This window comes from Rhodococcus sovatensis, assembly GCF_037327425.1.
Lineage (GTDB): Bacteria > Actinomycetota > Actinomycetes > Mycobacteriales > Mycobacteriaceae > Rhodococcoides > Rhodococcoides sovatense.
The window spans coordinates 5,997,785-6,015,441 of the sequence record NZ_CP147846.1; the positions used below are offsets into that span (position 1 = coordinate 5,997,785).

The 17,657-nt window shown below is 63.6% G+C and carries 18 protein-coding genes; 10 read left to right on the top strand and 8 right to left on the bottom strand.

The window, feature by feature from the left end; genetic code table 11:
• Positions 1–59: 59 nt before the first annotated feature.
• Positions 60–1,463 carry a hemolysin family protein gene (locus tag WDS16_RS28095; RefSeq protein ID WP_338889527.1) on the top strand — a complete coding sequence of 468 codons (1,404 nt, stop codon included), beginning with the start codon at positions 60–62 and terminating at the stop codon, positions 1,461–1,463.
• Entirely contained in the window at positions 1,460–2,470 is a 1,011-nt protein-coding gene (locus tag WDS16_RS28100) for a hemolysin family protein (protein WP_338889528.1), read from the top strand. The genes WDS16_RS28095 and WDS16_RS28100 overlap by 4 nt, the downstream gene beginning before the upstream one ends.
• Before the next feature lie 227 nt (positions 2,471–2,697).
• Here WDS16_RS28100 and WDS16_RS28105 read toward each other — a convergent pair whose 3' ends face one another.
• Positions 2,698–3,180, bottom strand: a complete 483-nt coding sequence (locus tag WDS16_RS28105) for a MarR family winged helix-turn-helix transcriptional regulator (RefSeq protein ID WP_338889529.1) — start codon at positions 3,178–3,180, stop codon at positions 2,698–2,700.
• 162 nt (positions 3,181–3,342) lie between these two features.
• Here WDS16_RS28105 and WDS16_RS28110 point away from each other — a divergent pair, with 162 nt between their 5' ends.
• Positions 3,343–4,446, top strand: a complete 1,104-nt coding sequence (locus tag WDS16_RS28110; protein ID WP_422395731.1) for an AbrB family transcriptional regulator — start codon at positions 3,343–3,345, stop codon at positions 4,444–4,446.
• A 1-nt stretch (position 4,447) separates the two neighbouring features.
• Here the strand turns inward: WDS16_RS28110 and WDS16_RS28115 are convergent, their stop codons facing one another.
• The gene (locus tag WDS16_RS28115; protein ID WP_338889531.1) at positions 4,448–4,942 is read right to left on the bottom strand and encodes a DUF6764 family protein; all 495 of its coding nucleotides are present in this window, start codon (positions 4,940–4,942) and stop codon (positions 4,448–4,450) included.
• A 161-nt stretch (positions 4,943–5,103) separates the two neighbouring features.
• Between WDS16_RS28115 and WDS16_RS28120 the strand changes: the two genes are divergently transcribed.
• A complete protein-coding gene (locus WDS16_RS28120; protein WP_338889533.1) occupies positions 5,104–6,627 on the top strand; it encodes an MFS transporter in 1,524 nt (507 codons plus the stop codon).
• Complete coding sequence (locus tag WDS16_RS28125; RefSeq protein ID WP_338889535.1) at positions 6,617–7,195, top strand: TetR/AcrR family transcriptional regulator; 579 nt, start codon at positions 6,617–6,619, stop codon at positions 7,193–7,195. The genes WDS16_RS28120 and WDS16_RS28125 overlap by 11 nt, the downstream gene beginning before the upstream one ends.
• An 11-nt stretch (positions 7,196–7,206) precedes the next feature.
• Here WDS16_RS28125 and WDS16_RS28130 read toward each other — a convergent pair whose 3' ends face one another.
• Positions 7,207–9,297, bottom strand: coding sequence for a neutral/alkaline non-lysosomal ceramidase N-terminal domain-containing protein (locus tag WDS16_RS28130; protein WP_338889537.1), 2,091 nt, complete (start codon positions 9,295–9,297; stop codon positions 7,207–7,209).
• Here WDS16_RS28130 and WDS16_RS28135 point away from each other — a divergent pair.
• Positions 9,296–9,643 carry a VOC family protein gene (locus tag WDS16_RS28135; protein WP_338889539.1) on the top strand — a complete coding sequence of 116 codons (348 nt, stop codon included), beginning with the start codon at positions 9,296–9,298 and terminating at the stop codon, positions 9,641–9,643. The two genes, WDS16_RS28130 and WDS16_RS28135, sit on opposite strands and share 2 nt — an antisense overlap.
• Here WDS16_RS28135 and WDS16_RS28140 read toward each other — a convergent pair whose 3' ends face one another.
• Positions 9,644–10,018 carry a helix-turn-helix domain-containing protein gene (locus tag WDS16_RS28140; protein ID WP_338889540.1) on the bottom strand — a complete coding sequence of 125 codons (375 nt, stop codon included), beginning with the start codon at positions 10,016–10,018 and terminating at the stop codon, positions 9,644–9,646.
• A 110-nt stretch (positions 10,019–10,128) separates the two neighbouring features.
• On the opposite strand from WDS16_RS28140, the gene WDS16_RS28145 reads away from it, so the two are divergent.
• Complete coding sequence (locus WDS16_RS28145; RefSeq protein WP_338889541.1) at positions 10,129–10,974, top strand: SDR family oxidoreductase; 846 nt, start codon at positions 10,129–10,131, stop codon at positions 10,972–10,974.
• Between the two features lie 22 nt (positions 10,975–10,996).
• Here WDS16_RS28145 and WDS16_RS28150 read toward each other — a convergent pair whose 3' ends face one another.
• Positions 10,997–12,352: an FUSC family protein gene (locus WDS16_RS28150; RefSeq protein WP_338889543.1), complete on the bottom strand. Its 1,356-nt coding sequence runs from the start codon at positions 12,350–12,352 to the stop codon at positions 10,997–10,999.
• A 73-nt stretch (positions 12,353–12,425) separates the two neighbouring features.
• Between WDS16_RS28150 and WDS16_RS28155 the strand changes: the two genes are divergently transcribed.
• A complete protein-coding gene (locus tag WDS16_RS28155; RefSeq protein ID WP_338889544.1) occupies positions 12,426–12,926 on the top strand; it encodes a MarR family winged helix-turn-helix transcriptional regulator in 501 nt (166 codons plus the stop codon).
• 115 nt (positions 12,927–13,041) lie between these two features.
• Here WDS16_RS28155 and WDS16_RS28160 read toward each other — a convergent pair whose 3' ends face one another.
• Both WDS16_RS28160 and WDS16_RS28165 read right to left on the bottom strand, forming a co-directional pair.
• Positions 13,042–13,668, bottom strand: coding sequence for a lipocalin family protein (locus WDS16_RS28160; RefSeq protein WP_422395732.1), 627 nt, complete (start codon positions 13,666–13,668; stop codon positions 13,042–13,044).
• 5 nt (positions 13,669–13,673) lie between these two features.
• A complete protein-coding gene (locus WDS16_RS28165) occupies positions 13,674–15,644 on the bottom strand; it encodes an MMPL family transporter (RefSeq protein ID WP_338893633.1) in 1,971 nt (656 codons plus the stop codon).
• Between the two features lie 207 nt (positions 15,645–15,851).
• On the opposite strand from WDS16_RS28165, the gene WDS16_RS28170 reads away from it, so the two are divergent.
• Entirely contained in the window at positions 15,852–16,322 is a 471-nt protein-coding gene (locus WDS16_RS28170; RefSeq protein ID WP_338889546.1) for a MarR family winged helix-turn-helix transcriptional regulator, read from the top strand.
• Between the two features lie 38 nt (positions 16,323–16,360).
• Complete coding sequence (locus WDS16_RS28175) at positions 16,361–17,356, top strand: iron-containing redox enzyme family protein (RefSeq protein WP_338889547.1); 996 nt, start codon at positions 16,361–16,363, stop codon at positions 17,354–17,356.
• Here WDS16_RS28175 and WDS16_RS28180 read toward each other — a convergent pair.
• On the bottom strand, positions 17,353–17,526 hold the full coding sequence (locus WDS16_RS28180; RefSeq protein ID WP_338889548.1) for a CDGSH iron-sulfur domain-containing protein: 174 nt from the start codon (positions 17,524–17,526) through the stop codon (positions 17,353–17,355). The two genes, WDS16_RS28175 and WDS16_RS28180, sit on opposite strands and share 4 nt — an antisense overlap.
• Positions 17,527–17,657 lie beyond the last annotated feature (131 nt).

Genomic DNA, 17,657 nt, shown 5'->3' on the forward strand with positions numbered 1-17,657 from the left:
CCCGGGCCGGACACGGCTCCCCGCACGACGTCGACGACGTGCGAGGCGGTGTCCGGCGAATGAGCGTGTTGCTCACTCTCTTGCTCGGCATCCTCGTCGTCTTCCTGATCACGGTCGCCACCGGCTATTTCGTGGCTCAGGAATTCGCATACATGACGGTGGACCGCTCCCGGCTCAAGGCTCGCGCCGAAGCCGGAGACGCAGGTGCCCGCCGCACCCTCCAGGTCACCAAACGAACATCGTTCATGCTGTCCGGTGCTCAATTGGGCATCACGGTGACCGGGCTTCTCGTCGGCTACGTGGCCGAACCCCTGATCGGACAATCTCTCGGCACCATGCTGGGCGGCGTCGGAATTCCCACCGCAGTAGGCGTCACCGTCGGCACAGTCTTTGCGTTGCTGTTCTCGACGTTCGTGCAGATGCTCTTCGGTGAGCTCTTCCCCAAGAACTTCGCGATCGCGCGTCCCGAGCCGGTTGCTCGATGGTTGTCACTGTCGACCACGATCTACCTGAAGCTGTTCGGCTGGCTCATCACCATTTTCGACCATGCATCGAACTTGCTGCTCAAAGCGCTGAAGATCGAACCGGTGCACGACGTCGAGCACTCGGCGACGCCGCGCGACCTCGAGCACATCGTCGCTGAATCCAAGGACTCCGGTGATCTGCCCGACGAGCTGTCGGACCTCCTCGATCGGATTCTCGACTTTCCGACTCGGACGGTCGAGCACGCGATGATTCCGCGCTCCAGAGCGGCGACCGTGCGTGCTACCGACACCCTCGCCGACATCAGAGCCCTTATGGGGCAGGAACATTCGCGCTATCCAGTGCTCGACGAGGATGACGGAATCGTCGGTGTCGTGCATTTGCAGGACATCCTGGCAGTCACCGACAGCGACGATGTCGTAGTCAGTGAGTACGTGCGGCCTGCGCTGATACTTCCCGAGACTCAGGCGCTTCCCGACGCCGTGCTCGAGCTGCGTGGTTCGAGAAACCAACTCGCCTGTGTCATCGACGAGTACGGCGGACTGACCGGCGTCATCACCATCGAGGATCTCGCCGAGGAACTCGTCGGTGAGATCACCGACGAACACGACGCCGACGAGCTCGACACGACGCCGATCGTGGGCGAGGACGGCACCTGGACGATGTCGGGTGAAATCCACATCGACGAAGTCGAACGATCCATAGACCATGACCTTCCTGCGGGTGATTACGAGACGATCGCCGGCTTCGTCATCACGCACCACGGCTCGCTGCCGGTGGTGGGCACCAAGATCGAGGTCGATCTCCCAGCGGATTCCGCGGACTTGATAGGCGACGACGACGAAGCTCCCGAGAGGTTCGTCTCCGTGGAGGTGCTCGAGATAGACAATTACGTTCCCTCCTCGGTGCGTCTGGAAGTCGGCCAACGTGAACGCTCCGACGAGCGGGAAGAGCAGCGAGAAATGGACAACCACCGATGAGCAATCCCTGGGTAATCGTGGCGGTCACCGTCGGTCTCATCGCTGCCAGTGCGTTCTTCGTCGCCGTCGAGTTCGCGTTGCTCGCTGCCAAGCGTCATCGCCTCGAAGATGCGGCCATGACCAGTCGTTCTGCTCGTGCGGCACTGCGGAGTTCCAGTGAGCTGACAGTGCTGCTCGCGGGTTCGCAGCTGGGCATCACTCTGTGCACACTGGCGTTGGGTGCCACGACCAAACCGGCCGTGCACCATTGGCTCACGCCGGCATTCGAGTCGTGGGGCATCCCGTATTGGGTGGCCGACGTGGCGGGGTTCGTGCTTGCGCTGATCATCGTCACGTTCCTGCACCTCGTCGTCGGTGAGATGGCGCCGAAATCGTGGGCGATCGCACACCCGGAGAAGTCGGCGACGATGCTGGCTCTGCCGATGCGCGGCTTCATGTTCGTGACTCGGCCGATCCTGATTCTGCTCAACAACATGGCGAACTGGTGCTTGCACAGAGTCGGTGTGGAGCCTGCCGACACGGTCGCGTCGGGCCAGAACCCGGACGATCTACGTCAGTTGGTGGAGCACTCGGTCAACGTGGGGGCTCTCGATGCGAGCTACTCCGTTCAGATCTCCGGCGCGCTCGAACTTCAGAACCTCACCGTGGGTGATCTGATCGGCACGCCGGGAGTATCCACGTCGGTGTCGTCCACCGGCACAGTCGACGACGTTCGTACTGCGTCACTCGAATCGGGTCATCTGCGCATTCTGGTGCGCGACGGCGAGAAAGTGAGCGGCGTCGTGCACGTCCGCGACACTCTCAACGGCGATGTCGACCTCGCCGATGTCACCCGACCGGTGTTCACGCTCGAAACAACCACCCCGGTCTACGTTGCGCTCGCGAAGATGCGAGAGACGAGCAGTCATCTGGCACTTGTGGTGGACGGTGACCGGACGATCGGCGTCGTGACCTTGTCGGACGTTCTCTCCAGGCTCCTGCCCACGGCGGCGATGTCCGCCGGTTAGAACTGACGCGCTTCGAACGCGAACGAGGGCAGCACCGAAATATCGGTGCTGCCCTCGCTCACGTGTGGGTGTCAGGCGGGGTTGATGACGAGCAAGGTCGCCCAATATGTCGCGACGTCGTGTCCGAGCTGGGGAAGAAGCGCGTCGTAGAGCAGGTAGGACATCATCGGGAGAGCTCCTGTTTTCGGCCTGCGGCCATCACAGCTGCAGAAGGTGTGTTCTGTCTCTCATGCTTCCTCAGAACGGGGTCGAAGGTCAACCGCCACATTGTTGTCGGGGCTTCGCGCGAGTTTCCAGAGGATGGGGGCCGCGAGGTGCAGGATGTCGCGTTCCAATTGACCGAGTTCGGATTCCATGGCCTGCGCGAGCCAACTGTCGCGCTGCTCTCGATCGGCGGCTACCAGGGCGGTGCCGGCATCGGTGATACGAATCAGTAGTCGGCGTCGATCGTTGGAATCGGGGCTGCGAGTGACGAGTCCCTCCGCTTCGAGCGAATTGAGGTTGCTCGTCAACGATTGAATCCGGACCCCTTGCATCGCGGCGAGGTCTACCGGTGCGCTCGAACCTCCGCTGCGTTCCACGTCACCGAGGATCTGCATCTGGCTCGGGGTGAGGTAGTGCTGCGGACGTTGGCGTCGAAGTCGTCGGGTCAACGCGAGCATCGCTTCACGCAGTTCCGACGCATTCGACGCGAGCCTCTCGGTGCTCATGCGCATGACCCCTCTCTTCGATGGTGTCGCCCGTCGCGGCCCCCGTGCAGGTCACAAGCGTGCCAGGTGTTCACCTATACCGATCATTGGTAAGGGTGATGGTAGTTCAATGGTTGAATGCGTTGGATTTGACCTAGATAATCCTAAGAGTAGCCTTACTATATGCGGAAGATGACGATTCGGGACTCGGCTCTGCGGTGGGGTGGCCTCGCCCTCGCTACCGGTCTTGTGTGGGCCGCCCTGGCATGTGCGGGGTTGTCTGCTGCAGCACTGTTCGCATCGTTGGTGGTGGCGGCGGTGCTGGCCGTCCGCGGTATCGGACCGAATCGGATCCCCAAGCCGGCTGGAATGCTCGCGCAGGGGATTCTCGCGGTGAGCATCGGCTTCATGATCGATACGGAGACTTTGTCGGCGCTCGGCTCGAGTTGGCTTCCGGCGCTCGCGGTCTGCGTTGCGACGCTCGTGGTCAGCGTCGCGGCCGGGTTCGTGTTGGCCGCGCATCGAGACGTCGACGCGGTGACCGGTGCGTTGTCGATGATTGCCGGTGGCGCGCAGGGATTGGTGGCGATCTCTCGCGAATTGGGCGGCGACGAACGCATCGTCGCCGTGATCCAGTACGTGCGGGTCGGGTTGATCATCGTCACGATGCCGGTGGTCGCAACTGTCCTCTTCGGGGCAGGCTCGGGTGCGGCCGCACCCACTGCGGACGGTGGAAGTCTTTGGTACCTGGACCTTCTCGTGGTCGCGGGATGCATCGGGGTCGGCATAGGCGTCGGGCGGCTCATCCATTTACCGGCACCCGCCACGTTGGGCCCGCTGATCGCGTCCGGCGCGCTGGAGCTGTCGGGATGGATCGACTCGGTGTCCGCGCCCACTGTTCTGCTTCCGATCGCGTTCGTCCTGATCGGATGGCAGGCGGGCCTGGCATTCACCGGTGACAGTGTGAGGGCCGTCGGCAGAGTTCTGCCATGGGCGATTCTGCTCATCCTCGTGCTGGGTCTTGTGTGCGCGTTGTTGGGCCTGCTGCTGTCGAGTCTGACCGGAACGAGTTTGCTGGAGGGCTATTTGGCTACTACGCCCGGTGGACTCTCCGCCGTGCTGGCGGTGTCGGCGGCGAGTGGGGTGAACGTCACGTTCGTTGCCGCGGTCCAGGTCGTCCGGTTGGTCATCATCTTGCTCGCGGCGCCATTCGGTGCCAAGGCCTTCGTCGCGCTCCGCTCACGTCGTGCGCGAAAGTCGGAGCGCGACAAGGCTTCCGTCAGGTGAACTAGCCTATGCATCCCTGCAGTGTGGTGAAGCTCCCTGCGATTCCGGGGCCTTCGCACACGGCGCCTGTCGGTGTCAGGGTGATGGTCGCGCCGGGTCCCGCGACAGCGATGGACAGGCGGGGCCCGACACCTTCGTTGACTGCAACGCTGCCCGGGCCGATCGCGATGGTTGCCGGTCCGGCACCCGCCGCACCGTCCGCTACCGCGGTGCCCCCGTTGATTCCGAGAGCAAGGGCGGCGGCGTTGCCGAGGGCTGTCGCCGAACCCCACCCGTCGACGCCGTAGCCCGCCGCTGCGCTCGTCGAATCGGCCGCGCTGTCGCACTGTGAGGTGCCGTCGAGACCGGTCTCGGCCATTCCGCCGGGTGCGGTCGTACATCCGACGGGGGCAGCCGACGCCGTGCCGGGTAGCAGCAATGCGCATGCGCCTGCGATTCCGAGCGCGGCTGCTCCGCCGATCGATCTGGTGACGGTGGTTCCGAGTGTCCTGGTCATGAAGTCCTCCCGATGGGTTCGTGCCGTTCGAGGCCGCCGTCTGCGCCCCGTACGCCAAGAGTCCACTTCGTGCGACACGGCACTGAACAGCATTGGTAACGGAGCGATATCCAAATGATCTCGTTTCGGCATCTTCGCGGCAGGAGGTTTATCATCGTTTGATGACATCGATCGATGACAAACAGTGTGCCGGTACGCGTCCGTCGGCGCGCGATCGCGCCCTCGTGCCGATCCTGATTGCTGTCTGCACCATCGTCGCGGTCGTGAGCAGTGTCGGAGCACCCCTCATTCCGACGGTCGCCCAGACCTACGGGGTCTCGTTCACGGCGGCGCAGTGGTCGCTGACCATCGCTATGTTGACCGGAGCGGTCACGGTGCCTGTACTCGGCCGCCTCGGTGACGGACCCCAGCGTCGACCGGTCGTGATCGGCGCACTGGCCGTCGTGCTGCTCGGCTGCGTGTTCGCGGCGATCCCCGGGAACTTCGCGATGCTCATCGTCGGACGTGGTCTGCAGGGGATCGGTCTCGGTCTGATGCCGTTGGCGATGGCCGTGGCCCGAGACCACCTCGGCGCGCAGCGTGCGCGGGCGTGCGTCGCTGCACTGTCCGTCACAGCGGTCGCGGGCATCGGACTCGGGTACCCACTGACCGGCGTCATCGCGCACTTCTGGGGTTTCCATGCGTGCTTCGTCGTTGCCGCGCTGGCGACGACGATCGTCCTGATCGGTGCGATTTTCGTCGTCCCGGGCAGCGGACATCTCGAGCGGCACCCGCTCGATGTCGTCGGGGCGCTGTCGCTGGGGGCTGGGCTCACTGCGCTACTGCTTGCCATCAGTTTGGGGGGTCAGTGGGGTTGGACCTCGCTGCCGCTGTTCGCGTGCGCCGTGCTGGGAGCGGTGATTATTGCGCTCTGGGCTCGCCACGAGTTGGGCTGCGATCACCCGATCGTTCAACTTCGGTTGCTGCGCAATCGATCTGTGCTGACTGCGGACGTCACCGGGTTGCTCGCCGGGATAGGTATGTTCGTGATGTCCTCGACGGTTATCCGTTTCGTCCAGACGCCGACGGATACCGGATACGGGCTCGGTCGGTCGGCGATGATCGCGGGGCTGGTCCTCGTTCCGTTCTCGCTGGCGAGCGTCGCCGCCAACACGCTTCTCCCGACGACGAGTCGATGGTTGCCACGCAATCTGATCATGCCCATCGGTGCACTTGCGTTCGTCGCGGCGCTGGTGCTCTTGTTCTTCGGCCGGTCGGACCTGTTAATCGTGTTCGTGGTCATGGGAATTGCCGGGCTCGGAGTCGGGTTCACTTTCGCAGCGATGCCTGCCTTCATCGTCAGTGCCGTACCTGCGCACGAGACCGGGAGTGCCCTGGGCGTCAACCAGGTCACGCGGACGGTCGGTGGTGCTGTCGGAAGTGCGCTCAGTGCAACGGTTCTCGCGGCATACACGCTGCCGGGGCAGGTTTATCCCACCGATGGCGGGTATTCGACGATCATCCTGGTGGGAGTTGGGCTGTGGTTGTCGACGGCCCTGTTGGCGCTCACACTGTCCTACGCACGACGTCGGACCGTTCGTCTGCGTGAGGAGCTGATCGACGAGAGTGTCGAATCGGCCGCTACCGGCGGATTCGTCTACGATATCGACAGTCACCGCGACACAGGAGCGCGCAATGGGGTCTGAGAATGCAGTGAGACCTGGAACACGGACCAGGAACTCGGCACGGACACGGCAGAACTTACTCGACGCCGCAGCCGAACTCTTCGGTGAGCGTGGGTACGAGACGACCACGATCCGAGACATCGGTGACCGCGCCGGCGTCGACTCCGCTCTCATCGCTCGGTACTTCGGCAACAAGGCCGCGCTGTATCTGGAGACGCTGCCGACCGACGACACCGGCCCGGAACTCGCTCACATCGCCGAGCCGGCGCGTATCGGGGAGACGATCGGCAGGGTGAGTCGGCAGGGGTCCGGCCCGGTCCTGCAGGCCGTCATGCGAGCACATGACGACCCGTCCGTGCAATCGGCGGCGGCCGATCGAGTGGACAAGCGTCTGACCGTGGGACTCGAAATGCGCATGCGCGAAGCAGGTCTCGACTCGCCGAGGCTGCGCGCACAAATGGCGGTTGCAGCGCTGTCAGGAATTGCTCTCGGCCGGGCAGCGGGGACGTTGGAGGAGCTTGCGTCTGCCGATCAGGAGACGGTGGTTGCACTGACTGCGCGGATGCTCGGGTCACTGCTGGAGCCCTGACTGTCGGCTGCTCAGCTGACCTCGAACTCCGCAGAGGTGCCCACGAACGGCGTCAGGTGTCCGTTCAGCGCGCGGGAATCGCCGAAATACACGATCCGATAGCGGCCGGGCCGCTGGCCTGGAGGAATGTCCCAGACGACGGTCGTCGTCGTGATCGGGCCGACGTTCTCGAACAGGATCTTGGTGAACCAATCGCCGTCGTCGTACACGCGCAGCCACTCGGTGCCCTGGGCATATTCGACGGCGAGATATGTGTCGTCTCGTCGAAGATTCGAGTTCGGATTCGCACCGGAGAAGCGAACGGAGACGCGCTGCCCGACTGTGTACGACGGTGCGGGCTGCGTCACGACCTGTCCGAACATCGTGCCGGGAGCCGCGATATCGACGATGGGTGCTCGGCCCGGTGACGTCGGAACGATGCCGGTGAGATCGCGATCCTTCGTGCCTGCGGACACGGGAAGACCGTCACGCAGTGCCGACGCCAGATCGACGGCGATCTGAAGCGTCGCGGGCAACTGCCAGCGTCCGAATGCCGTCGCACCTCCTTCGTAGTCCTGCTGGTCGTACTCCTCTCCAGTGGTGACGTAGTGGCCGTATCCGTTGGTATAGCCCTGTACGACAACAAGTTCGCGGTCCGCGCCGAGGGTGTCCGCCAGTGCGGTTCGCAACCTCGATCCGGCCATCACCGTAGGTTCGAACGGGCAGGTGAACAGGTAGAAGGTGCCGATGCGCGCGAGATGGAACAAAAACACCTGTTGGACGATTCCGGGGATCAGCCCGACCGGCAGGACGACGTCCTTCGGCGCATGGGCGTCGCGAAGCCACTGCGGCATGAGCACCGAACTCAACGCAGCCAATGCGGGATTGCCGCCTCGCTCACCTTCTGCCAGTCCGAGTTCGGGTAGGCCACCGCCATCTTCCTGGCTGGAGGCCGCGAATGCGGCACCGAGGGCAGCAGGGCTCGTCGTATGCGTGCGGCCGTCCCCGGTGAATTCGGGGCGGACGGTGATCGCGGAGAAGTCCGCGTACGTCCACCGCACGTCGATTCCGCTGTCCACCGACGCGCCTGCATCGTCGGTGTGGCCACGTGCGGTATCGAATTGACGCATGCCGATGATGCGGGTGTTCTCGAACTCGTCCGTGGTCGGGCCGGTTCCCGGCTTCTTGTCGAGGTTGGGGCTGATGTCGCCAGGCGTGCTCTGGCAGAAGGCCGCGACGAAACTGGGATTCGAGTAGTCGACTCCGGCGACCTCTCGTTCCCAGTGCCAGGCCGCGTAGCCCTTGTTGTCGCTGCTGACGAGCAGATTGGCCGCCGTCATCGAGGTTCCGTGTGTGGCAAACCAATTGATAACGCCAACCAATTCTCCGTCTCGTTCGAGCTGAAGATTCACCGAACGGGGGTCGATTCTCGTCGGGAGTCGATCCTTGTCCGGATTTCGGTCGAACGCGACGGGTGATCGGTTGACGCCTGCGTCGTAGAGCGAGCCGGTGGTGACGCGCACCTGTCCTCGCCGTACGTCCGCGTGCGCCCGACTGATCGCATCGACTATTCCGGAAACGTTGGCGTCGAACGTGATCGGACGAAACCCGAGAGTCGTGATGTCCACGAGCAGATGAAAGTCCGTCCCGCCCGGGGCGGCATGAGTGTGCGTTGCCGACAGCAGCACGTTTCCGCGGTGATAGAGGTCGCCGAAACGCGTCGAGAGTCGGGTGAGTACTTCCTCGAAAATGCTCTCGAACATCAGGCCGACCTCGCACGTCACGTGGGCGAGTCGCGCACCCGAGATGGTGTCCACGAAAACGAACGCACGCGCGCGCTGACGCAGATGGAGGCCGGCGGTCGACTGTTCCAGTACCGCATAGCCGTTCATTCCGGCACCCAGCGGTTCGCCGGTCATGTCTCCGATGCCCCGGCCGACGTCGAGTCCGCTCGGTGACGTCGATGCCCGACCTGCTCCGAGCGCAACGCTTCCGAGTGCTGCAACGCCGCTCGCGGCAAGGAAAGATCTTCTCCCGATCACCTGATACCTGCCCCTCTCGGCTGGTCGAACTGCACGGTAGCACCGCGCGCCGCTGCACTGAGCCAGATACGATCCGATCATGATCGGGAGAATCGACGAGGTTGTGATCGACTGCGCGGAACCGGCGGTGTTGGCCGCGTTCTGGGCGGGCGTCCTGGGCGGGGTACCGGCCTTGCGTGATCCCGCATGGCACTACGTCGATGTTCCCGGCTTTACCCGCATTGCGTTGCAGCGAGTTCCGGAGGTGAAGACCGTGAAAAACCGTCTACATCTGGACGTCGTCGTCACGGACATCGCCGCAGCGACGCGCGCGGCAACCGATTTGGGGGCGACAGTGGTGGAAAGTGTCCATTCCGACACGGCGGGATCGTTCCAGGTACTGCTCGATCCAGAGGGCAACGAGTGGTGCGTGGTCGTTCCGGCGTGATCAGCGCGCGTCGTGCTCGGCGCGTGCTGCGAGGACGGCCGGAAGGTTGGACTGCATCAGGTCGATCAAGCCGGTCAATTGCTCGGCGACTTGGCGTCCGAGTGGCGTGAGGCTGTACTCGACTTTCGGTGGAATCGACTGCAGAACCGTGCGTACGACAAGCCCGTCGCGTTCGAGCGTATGGAGGGTTTGGGAGAGCATCCGCTCGCTGACGCCGTCGACTCGGCGGCGTAGGGCGTTGAACCGGTAGTCGCCTTCTGCGAGGGCCGCGAGGGCAAGGATGCCCCACCTGCTGGTTGCGTTCTGCAGCGCCTCGCGCGACGAACAATTCCGCGCGAAGACGTCGGCCTCGATCGAGGAGTCCGTTTCGCTCATTCTGCGATGATAGCGCATGCACAAATGTATGCACTGACATTGGTGGTTGCACTATCGAAAAAGTAAGTGCATAGTGGTTGACGACTTGAAGGAACAACCAAGGAGTGGGCATGACTACTGCAGTAACAGGCGCAACCGGGCAGTTCGGCGGGCTCGTCGTCGATGGTTTGATCGCGCGGGGCGTCGGCGCCTCGGACATCGTGGCGATCGTCCGCGACGAGGTCAAGGCGAAAAGCTTGTCCGATCGTGGCGTTCAGGTGCGAGTCGCCGATTACGGTGACGTCGACGCGCTGCGTTCCGCTCTCGCCGGTGTGGACAAGCTCCTGCTGGTATCGGGCTCGGACGTCGGACAGCGGGTTGCGCAGCACACCAACGTGATCGACGCGGCCGAGGCTACAGGCGTTTCCCTGATCGCTTACACATCGGTCCTGAAGGCGGACACCTCGGGAGTCAGCCTCGCTGTAGAGCATGTTGCAACCGAGGAGCGGCTCGCGGCGTCGTCGATCCCATCCGTTCTCCTGCGCAACGGCTGGTACTGGGAAAATTACCAGGCTTCCCTGCAGCAGGCCATCGACACCGGCGTCCTACTCGGGGCAGCAGCGGATGGAAAGCTCGCAGCAGCCTCGCGGGCCGATTTCGCGGCGGCGGCAGTGCAGGTTTTGTTGTCCGAAGGCCACGAGGGCCAGATCTACGAGCTCGGAGGCGACGAGCGTCTGACCTACACCGAGTTGGCCGCCGTCATCGCCCAGGTGTCCGGCAAGCCCGTCGTCTCCAAGGATGTTTCCGAGGACGAATACCGCTCGATTCTCGAAGGTGCCGGACTGCCAGACTTCGTCGCCGAGATGCTGGCCAGTGCCGACGCGGGCATCGCTCGCGGAGACCTCGACACGGATTCCGGAGATCTGCAGAAGCTGATCGGTCGCGCGTCGACGCCGGTTGCCGAGATTCTGGGCTGATCTCGTCCTGACGCCGCTGTGGTCAGCTCCGATCGGCTTGCTCGATGGTGAGTGCTGCGATTACGATGCCGACTAGTACGCCGATCAGCGTGTCGCCGATGCGGCTGATGGTCACCGCGGGCGTCAGGTGACCGGCCAATCCGGTCATCAACAGGGCCATCGGAGTGATGGCGAGTGTGGTCAAGGCGTAGTTCTTGAGAACGAGAAGCTCGGCGGCCATCTGCAGCAGAACGATTGCAACAACAATCTGCCAGTATCCGAGTGACAGAGCGATCAGTCCGGCTGCGAAGATCGCGCCGCCGATGTTGCCGAGCAGTCGCTGGATGCCACGTTGGACAGTGGTGTGGAAGGTGATGCCCTGCATTGCTGCAATCGCACCCATCGTTGCCCAGAGTGGGTGTTCGAATCCGAGCAATATTGCGCACCAGGCAGCCAGTCCTGCTGCGGCGGCGATTCGGACGGCATTGACCACCAATGGTCGCGCAGTGAGCTGCGCCAGTCCGGCCGCGAAGAAGTTCTGCGGGGGTGTGTCGAACTGCACTGCGCGGACTTCGAGTGCGTCGTAGCGTCGAATCTTGCGCAGTTCTCTTTCGTGAGCGAGAACGTCACTCGCGTGAGTCGGGTCGTCGCCGTTCGCCCATGCGTCGAGGAGGGCTTCGGCGTCGTCGAGGAGTGTCACCAGTCCGAGTCGGTGCGCCCGGGTGCCGGGGTTCAACGCGACGACCGTCCGGGCTCGCGCGACGGCCGCGCGAGCCGGACCCTGTTGCCGGGAGTCGACGGCGGCGAGTGCTCGTGCCACTGCGAGCTGCGCCGGCCCGACGGGGTGGACGAGGGCAGGCAGCATCGAGGCCACCCACCCGACCGCGGCACCGACGCTGACCGTCGTGAACACCGTGGCTATGTCGGCTGCGGTGTGCGAGAAAGCGACTGCCGCTGTCGATGCAAAGATCAGGATGACCGCACCCGGACCGGTGATTGCGAAGGCGGTGAGCAGCATCGCTGCTATGCCGGCCGAGATCGAGATGGCGAGTACCTGCACGGCGACAGACGTCGTGGTCGCGCCGAGAAGAGCTCCGAACGATGCGTACGCGATGATCAGCGCGCTCACCAGGGCGATCTTGCCGGCGCGGCGCGGATACGGTTCGTAGCGGCCGAATGCCGAGCACAGCGAGCCCAGCGCCGCGAAACCGGCGAGGTCGGGGCGGCCGAGGATGCCGCCGCCGACCAGCACGACGGTGACAGCGAGGCCGACTCGAAGAGCGGGCGCGAACGACGCGTCGGATGGTGCGATGGCGAGTGCTTGGCGCCACGTTGTGGGTGATACGGCATGGGCGAGTGCGGATCGGGAGTGTTCGAGTCGGTCGAGTGAGACAGCCACCGCGAAAACTTTACAGGTATTTCACTAGTAAAGTAACTGGATCGCGGTGTGATGCGCGCCGTAGTGTGACGGCATGATTCCGGCGCAGAAATCGGGCGGAGACTTCGTCGACAACGTCAGGCGTGAGTGGGCGGAAGTCTTTCCGGATGTCGACACGTCACCCATCGAAGTTCTGGCGCGTATCGCCAGAATCGCATCGAGGGCGAACAACCTCCTCGAAGTGGCGTTGGCCCCGGTAGGTGTGTCGCGAGCGGAGTTCGACGTGCTCAGTGCGCTCAGGCGCGCCGACCGACCCTTGCGTGCCAGCGAAGTGACCTCGGTAACGCTGATGAGCGGGGCGTCGACGACGAAGATTTCCGAGCGTCTTGTGGGGGTGGGGCTGCTTCAGCGCTCGAAGTCTGCGCGCGATGCCAGGGTGGTGCTGCTGGAGCTGACCGATGCCGGACGTGAACTGGTGGATGGCCTATTTCCAGTTCGGCTCAGCAAGGATCGGGAGCTACTGGGTGGGCTCAGCGACGACGAGCTAGAGACGTTGGCCGGTCTGCTGCGCAGGGTCGCGCTGAATGTCGAGTAGCGCGGACGTGCGGGAAGAAGCGGGGCGGCTCCGCCGCCAGTGGCACGATTGAGTGCACCGGGATGCACTTAACCGTGCCACTGGGCTGGAAGCCCTGACCTGCAGAAACCCAGGCCTAGACGCTCGACAGCGGCCGGATGTCCGTCGCGCCGCCGGGAGTCGGGGACGTGAGAACGAACGTCGAGTTGTAGCCCTTGGACTCCACCACCGCGCGGATTTCGCGGAACTTCTCGGTGCTCACTTCGGGGGAACGTGAGAGGACGAACCCCGAGGTGCGGAACGGATCTCCGACGAGCGCCCAGGAGTAGTCGTCGGCGATGTAGGCCACGATGTAGTTCGTCGGGCCTTCCGGGTTCCCCTGAGTGGGAACACCCGGGAAGCTCACGTGCAGCTGAGCATTGGTGACGGTGTCGTTGACGCGCGCATTTCCGACAATGCCATTCTGTTCACCGGACCATGTGGTGCAGGTGTTCTCGACGCGGATGTTCGCCGGATCGATCAACGAATAGTTCGCTTGCGTGTCGCGTGCGCACTCGAGGTTGAACGGTTGCGGCACTGCGGCGATCTGATTCCATGTCCCGAGATACCGCTCGACGTCGAGCGACGGGATCGGCGTCAGCGGCTCCCAGCCGGCGGATCCGGATGGTGCCGGTGCCGCCTGAGCTGTCCCGCCGGCCAGTATCAGACCGGTAGCGCAGGCTCCCGCCACGAGTGCTCGCCCTGCCATGGAACGTAGCTTCATGAATCTCACTCCTTGACGTCCATCAGTTCGGTACTGCTGGAATCGATTCGGTTCGGCCACCATATCCCCGGGCCGACGAGGGTGAACAAGGCTGGGATGACCAGCGTGCGCACGACGAACGTGTCGAGCAGAATTCCGAACCCCACGATGATGCCCAGCTGGGTGAGGGTGATCAGCGGTAGCACACCCAGCACGCAGAACACGGCTGCCAGAACGATGCCCGCACTCGTGATGACACCGCCCGTGGCGCCGACGGCGCGCACGTTCGCGGCTCGGGTTCCGTGCCCCGGTGTTTCCTCCCTCGTGCGGGTGACCAGGAAGATCGTGTAGTCGACGCCGAGTGCGACGAGGAACAGGAACGCGAACAGCGGGACGTTGTCGTCGAGTGCCGGGAAGCCGAACACAGTGCTGCTGAACCAGCTTCCGACGCAGAGGGCGGCGAGCGCGCTCAACACCGTGGTACCGACGAGAATCAGCGGCGCTACCAACGATCGCAGCAGTGCGATGAGTACGAGGAGCACCACGATCAGAATCGCAGGTACGACCACCAGTCGGTCGCGGGCCGCTGCCTCGTTGGTGTCGAGTGCCTGAGCGTCGCTTCCGCCGACGAGAGCGTCCGGTATGTCGGTGAGTGCCTCACGGAGACCGGTGACCGCGTCGAAAGCCTCGTCCGAGGCAGGAGCCGCATCGGTCACCACGGACCATTGCGTCAGACCGGTGCCGGAATCAGCGCCGCGGGTAAATGTTTCGACGGAACTCGCCGAGCCGAGAGCGGTGTCGACGCGGCCTGCGGATTCTGTCGGGGCGACGACGGTCGTCGGGTCGGCGAGTCCAGCAGGGAAGTGTTCGGCGAGGGTGTCGAACCCCTCGACCGATTCGGCTGTGACACGGAACTGTTCGGTTTGGGAGAGCCCGATTTCTGTCCCGAACAGTGCTGCAGCGCAGGCGATCAACGCCACGAGGGTGATCGATGCCGTCTGGATCGGGTTCCGCGATACAGCCGCAGCGACCGAATGCCACGTGCCTGTGGTTGCGGTGTCCTTGTCTCCGGGCTTCGGGACGAACGGCCAGAACAACTTCGGTCCGAACAGCGCCAGGAGAGGCGGAAGAACGACGAGCACGAACACGGCTGCGACGACGAGACCTGCCGCGGCGAGCGCACCGAGGCTGCGTGTGCTCGGGAGAATTGCCAGAAGCAGCGTCAGGAGCGCGAGTACGACGGTTGCGTTGCTGGCGAGGATTGCGGGACCGGCATGTCTGACGGCGTGTTGCAGTGCCTCGCGATGATCCGTTCGTGCGCGAAGCTCTTCGCGATAGCGAGAGATCAGCAGCAATGCGTAGTTGGTGCCGGCGCCGAAGACTAGAACGCTGGTGATGCCCGAGGTGGATCCGTCGAACGACAGGCCCGTCACTTCGGCGAGCGCGGTACCGACGGAGGTGGCGACCCGATCCCCGAGACCGATGACGAACAGCGGGACGAGCCACAGGATCGGCGATCGATAGGTTGCGATGAGCAGGATCGCGACGACGAGAGCGGTCACAGCAAGCAAGGTGAAGTTGGCACCCGAGAACGAGTCGGCGATGTCCGCGCCGAACGCTGGACCGCCTGTGAGCTGCGCGGACAACCCATCGGGTAGGCCGTCGATGGCTGCCTCTCGCAGCGAGGTCACAGTGTCGCTCAGCGAGAACCCCGACAGTGTGGAGTCGATCTCCACGATCCCGAGCGTGGCTTTGCCGTCGGGTGCGAGAACGAGCGGGGTGTCGGCGTCGGTCAGCCTTCCGAGTGCCTGCTCGGCAGCATCGAGGTCTGCGGCGTTCAGTTCGGCACGGTCATCGCGGCTGACGACGAGAATCACCGGAGCGGTATCGGCGCCGGGGAATTGCGTCAGGAGTTCGGTGACCTGCGCGGAGTCCGCTGCTGGTGGTACGGATGAGGGTGCTTGTCCGGCGGAGTCGTTTTCTCCGACGAGGGCCATGAAGCCCAACGAGAGGATCAGCACCGCAAGTGAAAGTGCCCACGAGCGGCGCGAACTGACAATTCGGGCGAATCGGGTCCATAGGTCCACCCGAAAAGAATCTCATCAACTTAACAATTAAGCAACTGAGAGAGTTCAGGCGCTGAGGCGCGATAGTCTGACGCGGCCACCGATCGAAAGGAAGGCGGCACCGATCGAAAGGAAGACATGTCCGATCGCAGTGAACTGGAATCGATGATCTCATCGGACGTTCGCGCGCTGTCTGCTGTCTCGGAGGAGATCGGTCGCGCGTTCGGTGCGCAGCATGAATTGCGACCCAACGATTTTCGCGCACTGCTGCTGATCATGATTGCCGATGTCGAAGGCACGCCGCTGACGGCAGGTGAGCTCGGCAACAGGCTCGGTTTGTCCTCGGCTGCGATGACGTACCTGGTCGAAAGGATGATCGAGTCCGGTCATATCAAGCGCGAAAAAGTCGCGAGCGACCGTCGTAAGGTCATTCTGCGTTACGACGTCCACGGGATGGAGGTCGCCCGCGGATTCTTCGGTCCGTTGGGCGCACGGACGTCCGCGGCTCTTGCCGATATACCGGATTCGGATCTTGCTGCAGCGCATCGAGTCTTCAGTGTTTTGATCGACGCGATGCGCGAACATCACGACGAATTACATGCCGGTTGATCCGGTTTCGCCCATGTTCGACCGGGTAAACACGGCACATGACTTCTACAGCCACCTTTGCCGCGTCGATCGACTCGGGGCGGCCAGGCCATCTGCCGCGCCCGCGCGGTCCGGTGTCCACGGACGTGATCACCGCGCTCCGCGGGGATCCGTCGCAGCCGGTGAGCCTCCCCGAGACAGCCGCAGACGTCGACTACCTCGGTCATGACGTGCAGCTGGCTCTGTACCTCTGCTACGAACTGCACTACCGCGGCTTCCGTGGCGTCGACGACGAGTGGGAATGGAACACCGAGTTGCTCGGCCTTCGTCGGCAGCTCGAACGTGGATTTCTCGCGCGTATAAGGGAATCGGTCGATCCGGGTTCGAGTGCGACAGAAGAGATGGATGCCTTGTCGGTGGAGCCGAAGACCGGAACAGGGCCGTCCTGGTATCTGCGCGACGCTGGAACCTGGTCCCAGATGCGTGAGTACCTTGCCAACCGTTCGCTCTACCATCTCAAAGAGGCCGACCCGCATGCATGGGCGATTCCTCGGCTGACGGGCCAGGCGAAAGCGTCGTTCGTCGCGGTGGAATACGACGAGTACGGCGCTGGACGCGTCGATCGTATGCATCAGCGGCTGTACCTCGAGGCTATGCACGCCGCGGGAATGGATACCGGATATCTAGCGTATCTCGACGATGCGAATCCGGAGATGCTCGCAATCGTCAACGTCATGTCGCTGTTCGGCTTGCATCGCTCCCTGCGGGGTGCCGTAGTCGGGCACTTCGCCGCAACGGAGATCACGTCCTCTCCAGGGGCAGCGCGGCTTGTCGAGGCGCTGCGGAGGCTCGAAGCTCCGGAAGAGTGCGTGCACTTCTACGCCGAACACGTCGAAGCCGACGCGGTACACGAACAGATACTGCGGCATGACGTCGTCGGATCGTTGATCGCCGACCAGCCCGAACTCGAAGCCGACGTCGTGTTCGGTATGCGGGCGTTGTCGTTTCTGGAGGACCGTTTCGGCGATGCGATGATGCAACGCTGGACAGCCTAGCGTCGAGTCCGGTGGCTCGTGTCGCACAGTGGAAAGGTTTTGCTGCGCTTGCACATGCACATCGCAACGGTGGTTCGATCCGATTCCACGATCCGGCCGTCGGGCATCTCGATCTCCACGGGTCCCTCGATCATGAGTGGACCGTTCTTGACCATCCGTACACGTGTCATGGTTTCGCTTCCCTCCTGACGGCATTCGTTCTCGATGCCCTGGTGCCGCGACCGCCGGGTCGTTTCGAGGGGTGCCCCGAGGTCCCCGGGACGAAACCCCGGTAATCGACAGCCAGGTATACGCGCCGGTG

Bases quoted from the DNA above. Each gene is read 5' to 3' on its own strand.
- WDS16_RS28120 (WP_338889533.1), top strand. From the start codon at position 5,104: ATGACATCGATCGATGACAAACAGTGTGCCGGTACGCGTCCGTCGGCG.
- WDS16_RS28135 (WP_338889539.1), top strand. From the start codon at position 9,296: ATGATCGGGAGAATCGACGAGGTTGTGATCGACTGCGCGGAACCGGCG.
- WDS16_RS28130 (WP_338889537.1), bottom strand. From the start codon at position 9,297: ATGATCGGATCGTATCTGGCTCAGTGCAGCGGCGCGCGGTGCTACCGT.
- WDS16_RS28095 (WP_338889527.1), top strand. From the start codon at position 60: ATGAGCGTGTTGCTCACTCTCTTGCTCGGCATCCTCGTCGTCTTCCTG.
- WDS16_RS28180 (WP_338889548.1), bottom strand. From the start codon at position 17,526: ATGACACGTGTACGGATGGTCAAGAACGGTCCACTCATGATCGAGGGA.
- WDS16_RS28100 (WP_338889528.1), top strand. From the start codon at position 1,460: ATGAGCAATCCCTGGGTAATCGTGGCGGTCACCGTCGGTCTCATCGCT.
- WDS16_RS28105 (WP_338889529.1), bottom strand. From the start codon at position 3,180: ATGAGCACCGAGAGGCTCGCGTCGAATGCGTCGGAACTGCGTGAAGCG.
- WDS16_RS28125 (WP_338889535.1), top strand. From the start codon at position 6,617: ATGGGGTCTGAGAATGCAGTGAGACCTGGAACACGGACCAGGAACTCG.
- WDS16_RS28110 (WP_422395731.1), top strand. From the start codon at position 3,343: ATGCGGAAGATGACGATTCGGGACTCGGCTCTGCGGTGGGGTGGCCTC.
- WDS16_RS28175 (WP_338889547.1), top strand. From the start codon at position 16,361: ATGACTTCTACAGCCACCTTTGCCGCGTCGATCGACTCGGGGCGGCCA.
- WDS16_RS28170 (WP_338889546.1), top strand. From the start codon at position 15,852: ATGTCCGATCGCAGTGAACTGGAATCGATGATCTCATCGGACGTTCGC.
- WDS16_RS28140 (WP_338889540.1), bottom strand. From the start codon at position 10,018: ATGAGCGAAACGGACTCCTCGATCGAGGCCGACGTCTTCGCGCGGAAT.
- WDS16_RS28115 (WP_338889531.1), bottom strand. From the start codon at position 4,942: ATGACCAGGACACTCGGAACCACCGTCACCAGATCGATCGGCGGAGCA.
- WDS16_RS28145 (WP_338889541.1), top strand. From the start codon at position 10,129: ATGACTACTGCAGTAACAGGCGCAACCGGGCAGTTCGGCGGGCTCGTC.
- WDS16_RS28160 (WP_422395732.1), bottom strand. From the start codon at position 13,668: ATGAAGCTACGTTCCATGGCAGGGCGAGCACTCGTGGCGGGAGCCTGC.
- WDS16_RS28165 (WP_338893633.1), bottom strand. From the start codon at position 15,644: ATGGCCCTCGTCGGAGAAAACGACTCCGCCGGACAAGCACCCTCATCC.
- WDS16_RS28155 (WP_338889544.1), top strand. From the start codon at position 12,426: ATGATTCCGGCGCAGAAATCGGGCGGAGACTTCGTCGACAACGTCAGG.